We start from the raw sequence: 13,443 nt of genomic DNA on the forward strand, positions 1-13,443 counted from the left end.
GTCGGCCAGGGCAACGCAGGCGCTCCCCCGAGCCCCCACGGACGCTTCGACAGGCAGCCGGCTCCGCCCTGGCCGATGCTCCTCGAGGCCGTCCAGAGCGCGTTCTTTGTCATGTTCGAGGCCCTCAAGAAGGAGCGCCCCGGCACAGGCGAGCTCGCTGAGGCAGACCCGACGTCTCGCCTCCACCGGACCTATTTCTGGCGAATGCTGACGTCCGACGACACGGCCGAGGAGCTCCGGGCCCAGGCGCTCCGCGCTTTCCGGAGGGGGTTTCGGATCGGGCGTCGCGGAAAACCGAAAACGCTGACGAGGCCCATTCCCCCGATGCTGAAGCCGCCCGTCGGCTGGGGCGCCGCGCACGAGCTCCCCGGGCCGAGCGCCGCGCGCGACCGCGCGATCAGGGCCCTGCCGCCGCCGGCCAGTCGAGAGGAGCTTGCTTCACGCGAGGAGGAGCTCCGCGCGCTCTATGCGAGCGCATGGCGGGAGGACGTCCCGGAGGAGGACCGCATCTGGGCCGCGATGTACCGCGACACCTGCACGATGTCGGTCAACTACCGCTGGCAGAGGGCCCTCGCGCAGAGCGCCTACGAAGGCTTTCTCCAGAGCAGCGATGGACGCTTTGGCGGGGAGCCCGCTCGACCGTGGATGAGCCTGAGCCACCGCACCTCGGAGCCATGGTGCTCTTTCGTGGATCGCGTCGTGGAGGCGCCCGAAGGCGAGAGCGATCCGGCCACAACCGAGGCGGCCGTATGGGAATACTGGGACACGCTCTACCGGGAGGCGCCGCCGTGGGACAGCGACCCGGACCAGGCGCACTGGCTCGCGGCGCTCCGCGCTGCTCGGAGAAAGGCGCAGGCCGACGATGGTCCGCCGGAGATGGCCAGGTAGCGCGCTGGCGGGGCCGTGCGCCGGGATCATCGCGCTGTCGTTCGTGTCCACGGGCGCCCGTGCGGAAGAGGGCGCGCCCCCGCGATGGCAAGTCGACGTCAAGGCCGCCTATGTCGTGCTGGGGGCGAGCGCCACGCGCGCGACCGGCGGCATCATGCCGTCGGTCACCGGCATGCATCGATGGCCCCTCCGTGATGCCGTGGACGTCGGCCTCGGCGCCGACGCGGGGCTCTTCGGTCTGGGCGGCGACGCGCGCTGGCTCGGCTTCCTGGGAGGCCCGGCGGCGTCGGCCCGCGTCGTGCCGTTCCGCGCGCCCGTCTCCCTCGAGTTCACGGCGCGGCTCGACTTCGGGCGCATCCCCGTGTGCAACGCGTGGGGGTTGTGCCTGCGGTACCTCGGTTTCTTCCCGGCCGCGGAGCTCGGGGCCGCCTACCTGTCGACGCAGCACGTGGCGGTCGTGGCGACGTGCGGCGTGCGCTTCATCAGGACGCTCGCGTGGTCCGGTGTCAGCGTGGAGCCCGCAGCGGCGGGTCGGATCTTCTGGTAGGCCCGACCGCCCGGCCAGGCCCGGGCTAGTCGGCCCCGCTGCAGTCCGAGACGTGAAAGGTCGCTGTCACGAGGCGCGCCTTGCTGCCGTCGAAGTTCCGGATGATGTCGCACGGCCCCGCCGCCACGTCGGCCTCGTACGGGTCGCCTCGCTGCTCCTGGACGATGATCTCGCATGCGCCCTGGTACAGTTTTCCGTCGATTTCCGCGGATACGTGGGGCAGACCGGTCTGGTCCATCAGGTCAAAGAACGAGAAGGCGGCGCCCTCCTTTTGCACCGTCACGCTGAGCTCGCTCTGATTGCGCACGATGCATCCTCCCGCGACTTCGCCGCTTGCATCCACGACCCTGGTTCCGTTGCTGCCCGTGTCGAGCACCAGCTCTTCGCCTTCCCGCGTGATGATCACCTTGCCCGAGACCTCCGGATGGGCGATGCATCCGCTGGCCGAGGTGCATACGGCGACACCGAGCAGCGATAAAAGCGCACGTGCGCTGGTGGTTGCCTGCTGCTCGCTCATATCGTGCATTCACCGTAGCTTTGAGGAAGCACGGTCGGCGGGTTGCCCGCAGGAGTGCAGCACATCACATGCTCCTCGCCATCTCCTTCCAGATAGATCGCACGGTCCTCGTATCCCTCCCAGCAGATCTCCTCCACCTCCGTCGGGATGACGCAAAGGATGTACCCGTCCGGGATGTTCTCTCGAACAACGCCGGCGCAGGCGCGCGCGAATGCAGGCGAATCCGGGGCGGTGGAAGAACCTTCTCTCCAGCCGTCCCAGAGGACCTCGGTCCCTTCCGCGCAGCTTTGCGCCTCGTTCTGCGTGCCCTTCGAGAGCCATACGGCGGGGTCGCCCTCGTGGGGGCCTGAACCGGGGCAGTCGAGATCGGGGCCACAACCCAGCCCAGCACTCATGCCGATGAACAGTAGAACGCTTCGCATCGACAGAAGCCCTCCTAGTACAGCGCAGGACCACAGCTCACATCACCGGACTCGCAGTACGGCCGGTGCAGACCGGCTCTCGCCGCCACGCCCAGTCGCGGCGAGAGCACAGCACGCGGGCGGCTGCCTGCTTCCTTCGAGGTGATTGGCGGCGACGTCGGCGGCGGAGAACGCTGCTGCTCACGTAACGGCGAGCCCCGCTCCACCAGGGTCGTCGCGAGCTTCTCCGCGCGGAGGACGGCGCCAGCCGGGCGCAGCAGGCAGAGCGCGCCTGCACACAGCGCAGCTATCGCAGCGACCGAAGCCGCGATGCGGCTCGCGAGCCTCCGGGGCGACGTGTCGGCAGGGTTGCTCCGCGCCATCATCGTCTCTCGCCCTGGTCCTTGGATGAGGGAGGGCGGCGGTGGCAACATCAGATCCTCCGGAGCGGGAGCCATCCGCGACGGCACGTCAAGAGGGGGGATCTCGGGCAGCGGAAGCCCACCGTCATTCGACAGCGAAGCGACCGCTTTGACCTCGGACGAGCGGGCGTCCGGCTCTTCTGTGACCGACGCTGGCGAATGAGGCCCCTCCAGGTGGGAGCTGCGCAAGGTCGACGGCACCGTGCCGGCGACCGAGGCCGGCTGCTCGCCGCTGCTCGGCGCCCGGTCCAGCTTGGACCAAGCGTCCACGAGGCCCTCGAGTTCTGTAATGAGGTGGTCCACATTCCTGTACCTGCGGCGCGGATCCTCTTCCAGGCCCATCTCGATGACCGCAGCGACGGAGCGCGGTATATCGACGGGGATCACAGGCCTGTTCCGCCGCGCTCCCAACGTACCGGACGGGCCGGCTTCGCACGAGCGACGGCAGAGGAGCTCGTAGAGCAGGGTCCCGAGGCCATAGACGTCCGCCCGGGGTCCCACCCGGTCGCCGCTCAACAGCTCAGGAGGCGCCACCAGCGGCTCCCGCGCGGCTTCGTGCGGCTCGATCCGGAACAGCCGGACCAGGCCGAAATGGCTGATGCTATAGTCCCGCTTCGAGGTGATGAATACGCGGTCCGGCCCGAGCGCACCATGGCACCAGCCGAGCGCGTGGCTTCGCTGGAGCGCGCGGGCGACCTCGACCACCATCTGCAGCGCGGTCGCCCCGAGATCGGCCCTGCGGGTCGCGTCCTTGATGCTGATGCCGTCGCTTCGCCGGCACGCGACCCAGGCAGAGAGGCCGCCCGCGTCGCCATAGAGAACGGGTTCGATCTGCGGTACCGCGCGCGAGACATGCTGCAGCCGTTTCAGCTCGGAAACGAACGCGGTCCTGTCCATGGGTTGGCCCTCGCGGAGGTGCAACCAGACCGTCGCTCCCTCATCGCCTACCTGTCGGGCCAGGAACGTGCGGTCCATACCATCGTGAACCTCGCCGAGGATCCGGTGGCCTTCCCAGACGGTACCAGGCTCTACCACGAGAACCGCACCTCCGCGCCCGGCCCAACGTGAGGATCGGACGCCGCGCTGGCGCCGATCCGGCGCGACATCGCTCTTCCCGCCCAGCCTCGGCCGGCACGGCGTCTGCTCCTCGCGCAGAGGTGACTTACCATGGGACTCCTGGCGCTGTGAACCCTGGATGACCCCGATGTACGGCCCGCGAGCGCATTGCGAATCATGGGCAAAAATTCTCACCCATCGATGGCTGTCGCGCTCGCCCTGGAGAACCGCGCGTCGCCAAGGCGGCGCCCCCGCGGCGGCGTGGCTCCATGGGGTCGAGGCGCACGTCGGCCAGCAACGAGGCGGCCACAGCGCGCCCTTGCTACCCGCGGCTCGCCTGCGAGGCGACGTCCTCAGCTCGCCGCTCGCACCGGTCGTCCTCGCTGGCCCTGATCGAATGCGGAGCGGACGCGGGCGTCGACGAGAACGAGGAGAACGCCGGCGGGTTCGGGGCGGCCGTGCGGGTCGAGGTCCTCCGGCCGCAGAGCAAGACTGCGACGGCCGACAGCGCGCCCGGCAGGTTGCGTCCAGTCAATCCGGGACCGACACTCCGGGCGCCCCTGACCAAGGAGGGTATCTCATGGGTTATCGCAATCTCAGCCCCCAGGCGATGGTCAATATCTCCGGCCCGTGGCTCGATCCGGAGCAGGACCGAAAGGCCTTCACGTCGTTACCATTGCTCGCGCCGCTCCTGCCCGCGGTCGCGGAGGCGCACGACCGGATCAGGACAACGCAGCGGCTCGGCTCCAGCCTGCAACAGCAGTCGAAGGCGCTCATGGAGAAGGCCCTCGCGCTCGACGCGACCCACGATCGCAAGCTCCGCGGGGCGTACAACTACCTCGGCGCGCTCGCCGAGATGACCGACGACCCCGCGTTCGCGGCGGCGCTCCTCGACCTGCGCGATCGGCTCGCGCCGGCGGGGCTCAAGGCCATCGCGCGGAGCTATGGCGACCAGGCGGGCGACGCCAAGCTGCTCCGGTCGCGGCTCGACGACGCCTCGGAGAAGCTGCTCAAGAAGCTGAAGACGCCCGAGGGCCCGCTCGCGCAGGTCGTGGACGCCTGGGTCGCGGCCGCGCTCGAGATCGAGAAGGTGGAGGCGCAGCGCGAGCAGCTCGCGCTGAGCGCCCCGTCGAACACCGACGGGGCGACGCCGCGCGAGGTGCTGAACGCCCGCAACGCCTGGATCCGCGTGGTCCGCGCCGTCGAGACGAACCTCGCCCTCGAGAAGGCGGCGACTGCAGAGATCACCGAACGCCTCCTGGGCCGGCTCCGCCGCGAGTCCGCCCGCGCCGACAGGCGCGGCCGCAAGGGCGGCGCCGAGGCCGCGGCCGACCCCGCGCCGGCCGGCAACGCCGTGACGCCCGGCGAGGCCGGCGACGACGATTCTCCCTTCGACGACGCCTGAACCGGGCGACCCCCTGATCCCGCGCCACGGCGGGTCCCCCGCGCCGGGGCGCGCGGCGCAAGCCAGCTTGCTCGATCCGCCGCCCTCCACCCCACGAAAGTAAGCCATCTTCCTTTCGTCGCCGCCTGCCAGCCGATGCGCGGTAGTTCACTCGCTCGAAACGGGTGGCGGGCGGCCATCCGGGTAAGATTTCTTACTCCCAGGCGCTCCCGGCCAGCGATACTCGGTAAGAATCCTTACATCAAAGCGCCATCGACCGGCATTCCGGAGCAAGATGGCTCACATCGAAGCGCCGCCGGGCGGCGAATGCCGACAGTGGACTCGCGCCGAGCGCCCCCCGGCGCCGATCTCGCGTAAGCCGTCTTACTTTAAGGTGCCGCCGGCCGCCGATCAGCCGAACCGGTAGTGCTTGCGCACCGGGGAGCGGACCTCCCACGTGCAGCTCAGCCCCGCGGGGAACGTCACGAGGTCTCCCGCCTGGATGCGCACCGGCGCGCCCCCGCCGTCCGCCGGCGTCACGATCACGTCGCCCTCGAGGACGTAGCAGGTCTCCGGCTCGTCGTAGTGCCACGAGAAGGTCGACACCTCCTTCGTCCAGATCGGCCACCCGCGCGCCCCGAGCTTCGCGAGCTGCTCCTCCGACGGACCGTGCTCCAGCTTGATCTCCATGGCTCCTCGTCCTCGCGCGATGCGCCTCCAGGCCCGCCCCCGCGGCGTCCTCAGCCACCGTCGCGGCCGATGCTAGCAGCTCGGCGCGTCCAGGCGGCACAGGTCGCGCGCCTCGCGCGCGAGCGCCTCCATGCGCTCGAGGCTCTCGAGCAGCGCCTCCGCGCCCTGGCCGGGCGCCGCCAGCGCCGCCTCCACCCGGTCGGCGAACCCCTCGGGGCACCGCGCGAGCGCCCGCGTCCTGCGCAGCGCGCCCTTCTCGTTCGACACGTAGCGCTCGTTCAGCGCGAAGAGCGCCTGCACCAGGCAGGCCGCGGCGCGGAAGAGACACCCGCTCACGTACAGCACGTCGCCGCGCTTCCCGGCCTTCTGCGCCGTGTCGAGCGCGAAGCCGGCCTCCCACAGGAACCTGTCGATGAGCGCCCGCCGCAGGCGCGGCGGATAGGGCGTCGCGAGCGCCTTCAGCGGCCCGAGCACGCCGTCCGGGTCGAAGAGCGGCCGGCCGTCGTGGATCTCGGCCAGGTAGATGGCGTTGAGGAAGCCGTGGGGATGCCCGGGCTGGTAGTCGCACGTCACCTGCCCCGCGCGGCACGCCTCGATCACGCGCCGCACGCGGGCGAGATCGCGGTAGAGCCAGTCGACCCGGCGCCCCTCGACCTCCAGCCACGCGCCCCCGTTGATCCACGGCCCCCAGGCGCCGATCGGCGTCACGACGTCCTCGGGGACGTTCCCGTGGAGCTCCTTCGCGAGCGGCGCCACGCTGTCCGCGGCGCCGCCGCCGCAGAGCTCCCGCGCGAGCGCGCGCAGCGCCTCGAGATCGGGCGGGCGCTCCGGCTCGTAGTAGATGCCCAGATCGATGTCCGAGTCGGGGAGCCCTTCCCCTCGGGAGCGCGAGCCGCCCAGCACGACCGCCGCCACGCCCGGGATCGCGCCGAGCCGGGCCGCCACGCGCGCCGCCACGTCCAGTGCCTCGTCCACGCCGCCTCCTCCCGCTCCGCGCCTCACCCAGGTGGAGCCGCGCGCCGACGGTAGCATGGCCCCCGCCCCGTTCGCTGTGCCCGACGCCGCCGTTCTGCTACACGGCAACGCGTGCCCGACCTGATCGTCCACCCGGCCGAGCGCCCGCTCATCGGAAGCGTGCCGGTCCCCGCGGACAAGAGCATCGCCCACCGCGCGCTCCTCCTGGCTGGGCTCGCCAGCGGGCGGAGCCGCATCCGGGGCGCGACGCAGGGCGGCGACATCCGCTCGACCGTGGGCGCGCTGCGCGCCCTCGGCGTCCGCGTCGACGAGCCGTCGCCGGACGAGCTCGTCGTCGAGGGCGTCGGGCTCTCCGGCCTCCGCGCCCCGAGCGGCCCCATCGACTGCGGCAACTCCGGGACCACGATGCGGCTGCTGGCGGGCATCCTCGTCGCCCAGCGCTTCCCCGCCCGGCTCGTCGGCGACGCCTCGCTCTCGCGCCGCCCCATGGAGCGCGTCGCGAAGCCGCTCCGGCTCCGCGGCGGGCGCATCGAGGGGCAGCTCGACCCGCGCAAGATCGGCGAGATCACAGCGCCGCTCGACGTCGGGGCGCTGCCCGAGCCGCACGTGCTCTCGTCGATCGAGGTCGAGCTCCCCGTCCCGTGCGACCAGGTGAAGAGCGCCCTGCTGCTCTCCGGCCTCTTCGCCGACGGCCCCACCTTCGTCCGCGAGCCGACGGTCTCGCGCGACCACACAGAGCGCATGCTCACCGCGCTCGACGTGCCCCTCGACTCGGTCGGCGCGATGGTCTGCCTCGACGCGCTGCGCTTCTCCGGCGCGCTCCCGGCGTTCGAGCTCGACGTGCCCGGCGACCTCTCGGCCGCCGCGTTCCTCCTCGCCGCCGCGCAGATCGTGCCGGGCAGCCGCGTGACGGCGCGGCGCGTGGGCCTCAACCCGACGCGCACCGGCCTGCTCGAGGTGCTGCGCGACATGGACAGCGCCGTCGCCGTCGAGTTCAAGGGCGAGGCCCTCGGCGAGCCGACAGGCGACCTGCACGTCGCCTTCAACGCCGGCGCCGGCCTGCGCGGCGGGCGCGCCGGCGGCGAGCTCGCGTCGCGCGCCATGGACGAGCTGCCCATCCTGCTCGCCCTCGGCGCGCGGGCGCGCGGCGTCACCGAGGTGTTCGACGCCAGGGAGCTGCGCGCGCAGGAGACCGACCGGATCGCGGCCATGGTGTCCGTGCTGGGCGCCTTCGGCCTTCGCTGCGAGGAGCGCACCGACGGGCTCCTCGTCGAGGGCAGGCCCGACGGCCCGCTCGACGCGGCGGACGTCGACAGCTTCGGCGACCACCGCATCGCGATGACGGCCGCCGTGCTCGGGCTCGCCGCGCGCGGGCCCACGCGCGTGCGCGACGCGGGCTGCATCGCGACGAGCTTCCCCCTCTTCGTCGGGACGCTGCGCGCCCTGGGCGCGCGCATCGAGGTCGACAGCGCGCGCGCGGCGTGAGCGAGGGAGCGGATGACCGAGGAGGAGCGCAGGTGACGGAACGGCAGAGACAGGATGACGCGCGCCACCTCGCGGCCGCGGGCGAGCCCCGGCGGCTGCGCGTCGCCATCGACGGGCCGGCCGGCGCCGGCAAGGGCACTGTCGCGCGGGGGCTCGCCGAGCGGCTCGGCTACCTCCTCGTCGACACCGGCGCGATCTACCGCGCCGTCGCGCTCGCGGCCCACCGCGCCGGCCTCGCGTGGGACGAGGCGGGCGCGATCGGCGCGCTCGCCGAGGACCTCGCCAGCGGCGGGCGCATCGCGCTGGAGCGGCGCGCGCCCGGCGCGGACCCCGCCGCCGCGGCCGGCGACGAGGCGGCGGACGACGCCCCGGCCCAGTCGAGCGTCGGGGGCAGCGGCATGCAGGTGCTGCTCGACCGCGAGGACGTCTCCAGCGCGATCCGCGCGCCCGAGATCAGCCTCGGCGCGAGCCGCGTCTCGGCCATCCCCGCGGTGCGCAAGGCGCTGCTCGCGATGCAGCGGCAGGCGGGCGCCGTGGGCGGGGTCGTGCTCGAGGGGCGCGACATCGGCACCGTCGTGTTCCCCGACGCCGAGGTGAAGTTCTTCCTCACGGCGCCGGCCGAGATCCGCGCCAAGCGGCGGTACGACGAGCTCGTCGCGCGCGGCATGGCCGTCAGCTTCGAGGCGACGCTCGCCGACGTGCTCCGCCGCGACAGGGCCGACAGCGAGCGCGCCGTCGCGCCGCTGCGCAAGGCCGACGACGCGATCCTCGTGGACTCCGGCCACAGCAGCCCGGAGGAGATCATCGACGAGATGGCGACCCTCGTGGAGATCCGTGCGCGCGGCGGCTGACGTCCGCGCCGCCGCCGCTGGCCTGGCCATCGGCCTCGCCCTGATTGCGCTCGCGCTCCCGGCCTGCGGGGACGCCGCCCCGCGGCTCGCCGGCGACCGCGGCGCGCAGGCCCCCGCCGGCCCGCGGATCGTCCGGCGCGTCGAGCCGGCCGATCTCATCCCCGCCGATCTCGATCTCGTTGTGCGCGTCGACGTCGCCCGCATGCGCGCCGGCCTCGGCCAGGCGGCCGCGGACGCGCTCGCGCGGCGCGCGCTCGACGAGGCGCCCGACGCGCTGCTGGAGAGCGCGCTCCCGCGCGCCGACGTCGTCTGGCTCGGCCTGCGGCTCGCCGATCTCGAGGAGGGCGACAGGGTCGTCGTCCTCGAGGGCCGGATGGCCGGGCTCGCGCCCGATCCCGACCGCTGGGAGGTCGCGCCGTCCTCGCAGGGCGGCGTCTCCGTCTTCGACCGCCGCGGCAGCGTCGGCGCGCGCGCGGACGCGGCGCGGATCGTCGCGCTCGGCGACCGCGCCGTCGCGCTCGTGTCCGCGGTCGAGGTGAGCAGCGTCGCGCGCGTCCTCCGCGACGGCCCCGACGCGCGCCGCGGCGACCCGGCCGCCGAGGGGCTCGTGAGCCTCGACCTGCGCGCGCGCCGGCTGCCTCCCCGCCTCGAGCGGCGCTTCCCCTCGATCAGCGCGCTCGTCGCCGGCGTCGAGCGCGTGCGCGCCGTGGCGTCGCTCCACGACGAAGGGGTGCGCGTCGACGCCGAGATCGTCGGCGTCGACGCGGCCGGCGCCGGGCGCGCGCTCCGTTTCCTCGAGGTGCTCCGCGACAACCTCGAGGAGACGCGCCACGCCGAGCTCGTGGAGGCGCTCTCGATCGAGCAGGTGGAGCGCGCCGTGCGGCTCCGCTGGCTCATCCCTGCGCCCCTCGTGCTCTCCCTGCTCTCCTCGCGCTCGCCCGGCTGAGCCGACGCGTGACACGGTCCGATTTTGTCTATGTAGTAGGGCTGTTTGTCCCCCTGGCTGCCCCGGCGCCCGCCCGGCTGAACCGATGCCCGACACCCTGATCGAAGAAGAAGAGCCGATCCGCCCCACCGTGACCGACGACGCCGCGGCGCCCGCGCCGGCGCCCGGGGGCGACCCCCCCGAGGCGCGCGCCGGCGACGGCCCGCCCGCCGCCCCGCCGCGCCCGGGCCCGCCGCGCCGGCCGCCGATCGCCGCGTGCCTCCTCGCCGCGATCGCGCTCCTCGCGCTGCTCGGGGGCGCCGCGCTCGCCGTCTACTTCTTCCTCTGGCGCTACGAGCCGACGGCCCGGCGCCACATCCCGGGCGACGCGAACATCGTGGTCCGCCTGGAGGCCGCCGAGCTCGCGCTCTTCGGCCCCGTGCGCCGGCACTTCCTCCCGCTGCTCGACGAGGCGGCGTCGGACGCGTCGCGCGCGTCGCGCAAGGCGCGCATCGAGGCCGCCACCGGCCTCGATTTCCCCTCGGACCTGCGCGAGATCGTGATCGCGTCGACCGACGCCGCGAGCTGGGTCGCGCTCGCGGGCGGGCGCATCCCGAAGGGCCGGTTCGTCGCCGGCCTGGAGAAGATCGCGCGCGACGAGGGCTGGACCGGCTGGCGCCGCGAGGGCGAGCTCCTCGTGGTCCTCGACGGCGCGCGCCCGCGCGTCGTGATCGGCCAGGCCGACGACGGCACGCTCGTCCTCGGCACGGACGTCGAGATCGTGAACGCCGCGCTGCCCGCGTCGGACGAGTGGCAGCGCCTCGATCTGCCCGAGCAGGGCCCGGTCACCTTCGCGCTCACGAGCCCCGCGTGGTCCGGCGCCGCCGGCGCTGTCTCCCCCGTGCTGCCGCGCGCCGCAGCGCTGTTCCGCCGCATCGATCACGCCTCGGGCGCCCTCACCCTCGGCGCCGAGCCCGCGCTCGCGATGCGCCTCGCGCCCGCCTCGGGCGAGGCCGCGGCGGCGCTCGCCTCGGACGCCCAGGCGCTCCTCGGCAGCCTCAAGCTCCCCCTCGCGCTGGTGCCGGACGTCGCCGGCGCGAAGACAGCGATCGAGGGAGCCCAGGCAGCGGCGCAGGGCGATCGCGTCGAGATCCAGACGAAGTGGCCCTACGAGGGCCTCGATCGCGCCTGCGCAGACCTCGCACAGCGCGTCGCCAGCGCCGCCAACGCGCCGCCCCCCGCGCCGCCCGCCGCGCCCTGAGGACCGCGCCTCTTTGAGCCGGCGAGCTCGTCATTTCTCAGGAAAGCGACAAAAACTGCCCGTGGCTCGGTCGTTGCATTGACAGAGGCCCTTCCTCAGACTACAGGCTCGCCTCTCCCGAGGGGCCGGGTGCATCGGTACTCGTGTGCCTGCCCCTCCGTCGCTCGTGCGTGGCACCAAGGGTCCACGCCTACGCCCGCAGCGGCGAATCCCAGGGAAGGAAAGGAAACAAGAACGAACAACATGACTAGTAACATCCAGATGGAGGCAGGCTCGTCCGGGGCGAGCATGGAGAGCTTTGCCGCGCTCTTCGAACAGAGCGTGGAGGGGGGCGATTTCGCGCGTGAAGGAGAGATCATCTCCGGCACCGTGGTCGCAGTGAACCGCGACTCCGTCGTGGTCGACATCGGCGGCAAGAGCGAGGGCGTCATCGCGCTCCGAGAGTTCTCGGATGCCGGGGGCCAGGCCGCCGTCAAGGCGGGCGACAAGGTCGACGTCTACATCGAGAGCCGCGAGAACGACGACGGCCTCGTCACCTTGTCGAAGGAGAAGGCCGACAAGATGAAGGTCTGGGATGAGATCTCGAACGCCTGCGAGGCGGACGAGCTCATCGAGGGCACGATCAGCCAGCGCGTGAAGGGCGGCCTCTCGGTCACCATCCGCGGCGGCGTGAAGGCCTTCCTCCCGGGCTCTCAGGTCGATCTTCGCCCGATCCGCAACTTGGACAAGCTGATCGGCCAGACCTACAAGTTCAAGGTCATCAAGTTCAACAAGAAGCGCGGCAACATCGTGCTCTCGCGGCGCGTGCTCCTGGAGCGCGAGCGCGACGAGATGAAGGCCAAGACGCTCGAGACGTTGACCGAAGGGATGACCGTCAAGGGGACCATCAAGAACATCACCGAGTACGGCGCCTTCGTCGACCTCGGCGGTATCGATGGCCTCCTGCACATCACGGACATGTCGTGGGGCCGCGTGAACCACCCGAGCGAGGTGTTCCAGGTCGGCGACGAGGTCCTCGTGAAGGTCCTCAAGTACAACGCCGACACCGAGCGCGTCTCGCTGGGCCTCAAGCAGACCCAGGAGGACCCGTGGAACCACGCCGAGGAGGCGTACCCCGCGGGCAAGAAGGTGCGCGGCAAGGTCATGTCGATCACCGACTACGGCGCGTTCGTCGAGCTGGAGCCGGGCGTCGAGGGCCTCATCCACGTCAGCGAGATGAGCTGGACCAAGAAGGTCAAGCACCCGTCGAAGCTGCTCGAGGTGGGCCAGGAGCTCGAGTGCCAGGTGCTCGAGGTCGACGCGCGCGCGAAGCGCATCAGCCTCGGTCTCAAGCAGCTCGAGCCCGATCCGTGGATGCTCTTCACGGACAAGTACCACCCCGGCGACAAGATCGCGGGCAAGGTCCGGTCCCTCACCGACTACGGCGTGTTCGTCGGGATCGAGGAGGGCGTCGACGGCATGGTCCACAAGAGCGATCTCTCGTGGTCGGTGCGCGTCAACAACCCGAGCGACCTGTACCACAAGGGCGACGACGTCGAGGCGATCATCCTCTCGATCAACCACGACGAGAAGAAGGTCTCCCTCGGCATCAAGCAGCTCTGGGACGATCCGTGGCCGAGCATGCTGACGGAGTACCCGCCCGGCCGCGTCATCGACGACGCCCAGGTGGTGAGCATCGTCGACTACGGCGTGTTCGTGCGGCTGCGCGAGGGCGTCGAGGGCCTCATCTCGCAGAGCGACGTGCAGGAGCCCGAGGAGGGCAAGCTGAAGGTCGGCGACAAGGTCAAGGCCGAGATCTCCTCGCTCGACACGGTCGACCGCCGGCTCTTCCTGACGATGAAGAACATCGGCATGGAGCGCCCCGCCCCGGTCCGGCAGCAGCAGCAGAAGCGCAAGGACGACGACGACAAGCCGGTGGCCGGCACGATCGGCGATCTCATCAAGGAGAAGTTCGGCACCAAGCTCGACCTGAAGTGACGTCGCCCGGCGCGCGGCCTCTCTGACGGCCGCGCGCCAGGCGCTCACGCCGCCGCGTCAGGTG

The 13,443-nt window shown here is 72.1% G+C and carries 13 protein-coding genes; 8 read left to right on the forward strand and 5 right to left on the reverse strand.

Annotation, left to right across the window (positions count from 1 at the left end):
* Positions 1-324: 324 nt before the first annotated feature.
* Positions 325-888, forward strand: coding sequence for a hypothetical protein (locus tag WMF42_RS34055; RefSeq protein ID WP_233562611.1), 564 nt, complete (start codon positions 325-327; stop codon positions 886-888).
* Positions 863-1,435: a hypothetical protein gene (locus WMF42_RS34060; RefSeq protein WP_437687108.1), complete on the forward strand. Its 573-nt coding sequence runs from the start codon at positions 863-865 to the stop codon at positions 1,433-1,435. The genes WMF42_RS34055 and WMF42_RS34060 overlap by 26 nt, the downstream gene beginning before the upstream one ends.
* Positions 1,436-1,460: 25 nt before the next feature.
* On the opposite strand, the gene WMF42_RS34065 is transcribed toward WMF42_RS34060, so the two are convergent.
* The 3 genes from WMF42_RS34065 to WMF42_RS34075 are packed head-to-tail and all read right to left on the reverse strand — an operon-like array spanning position 1,461 to position 3,750.
* Positions 1,461-1,952 (reverse strand): hypothetical protein, encoded by a 492-nt coding sequence (locus tag WMF42_RS34065; protein ID WP_437687110.1) that lies wholly within the window; start codon positions 1,950-1,952, stop codon positions 1,461-1,463.
* Positions 1,949-2,374, reverse strand: a complete 426-nt coding sequence (locus tag WMF42_RS34070) for a hypothetical protein (RefSeq protein WP_155799045.1) — start codon at positions 2,372-2,374, stop codon at positions 1,949-1,951. Before WMF42_RS34070 ends, WMF42_RS34065 begins: the two co-directional genes overlap by 4 nt.
* Positions 2,375-2,388: 14 nt before the next feature.
* A complete protein-coding gene (locus WMF42_RS34075; protein ID WP_437687112.1) occupies positions 2,389-3,750 on the reverse strand; it encodes a serine/threonine protein kinase in 1,362 nt (453 codons plus the stop codon).
* Between the two features lie 661 nt (positions 3,751-4,411).
* On the opposite strand from WMF42_RS34075, the gene WMF42_RS34080 reads away from it, so the two are divergent.
* Positions 4,412-5,236 carry a hypothetical protein gene (locus WMF42_RS34080; RefSeq protein ID WP_437687114.1) on the forward strand — a complete coding sequence of 275 codons (825 nt, stop codon included), beginning with the start codon at positions 4,412-4,414 and terminating at the stop codon, positions 5,234-5,236.
* A gap of 390 nt (positions 5,237-5,626) precedes the next feature.
* Here the strand turns inward: WMF42_RS34080 and WMF42_RS34085 are convergent, their stop codons facing one another.
* Both WMF42_RS34085 and WMF42_RS34090 read right to left on the reverse strand, forming a co-directional pair.
* Positions 5,627-5,905, reverse strand: coding sequence for a cupin domain-containing protein (locus WMF42_RS34085; protein ID WP_434042797.1), 279 nt, complete (start codon positions 5,903-5,905; stop codon positions 5,627-5,629).
* A gap of 72 nt (positions 5,906-5,977) precedes the next feature.
* Positions 5,978-6,880, reverse strand: coding sequence for a nucleotidyltransferase domain-containing protein (locus WMF42_RS34090; protein WP_061612767.1), 903 nt, complete (start codon positions 6,878-6,880; stop codon positions 5,978-5,980).
* A 111-nt stretch (positions 6,881-6,991) separates the two neighbouring features.
* On the opposite strand from WMF42_RS34090, the gene aroA reads away from it, so the two are divergent.
* The 5 genes from aroA to WMF42_RS34115 all read left to right on the forward strand — a co-directional run bounded on the left by aroA (position 6,992) and on the right by WMF42_RS34115 (position 13,379).
* Positions 6,992-8,365, forward strand: coding sequence for a 3-phosphoshikimate 1-carboxyvinyltransferase (gene aroA / locus WMF42_RS34095; RefSeq protein WP_061612766.1), 1,374 nt, complete (start codon positions 6,992-6,994; stop codon positions 8,363-8,365).
* 32 nt (positions 8,366-8,397) lie between these two features.
* Positions 8,398-9,216 carry a (d)CMP kinase gene (gene cmk / locus WMF42_RS34100; RefSeq protein WP_081427049.1) on the forward strand — a complete coding sequence of 273 codons (819 nt, stop codon included), beginning with the start codon at positions 8,398-8,400 and terminating at the stop codon, positions 9,214-9,216.
* A complete protein-coding gene (locus WMF42_RS34105; protein ID WP_437687117.1) occupies positions 9,200-10,162 on the forward strand; it encodes a hypothetical protein in 963 nt (320 codons plus the stop codon). Before cmk ends, WMF42_RS34105 begins: the two co-directional genes overlap by 17 nt.
* Before the next feature lie 85 nt (positions 10,163-10,247).
* Positions 10,248-11,402 carry a hypothetical protein gene (locus WMF42_RS34110; protein ID WP_437687119.1) on the forward strand — a complete coding sequence of 385 codons (1,155 nt, stop codon included), beginning with the start codon at positions 10,248-10,250 and terminating at the stop codon, positions 11,400-11,402.
* A gap of 129 nt (positions 11,403-11,531) precedes the next feature.
* Entirely contained in the window at positions 11,532-13,379 is a 1,848-nt protein-coding gene (locus tag WMF42_RS34115; protein WP_267888159.1) for a 30S ribosomal protein S1, read from the forward strand.
* Positions 13,380-13,443: the final 64 nt, after the last annotated feature.

Source organism: Sorangium sp. So ce176 (assembly GCF_051519835.1).
GTDB lineage: Bacteria > Myxococcota_A > Polyangia > Polyangiales > Polyangiaceae > Sorangium > Sorangium cellulosum_G.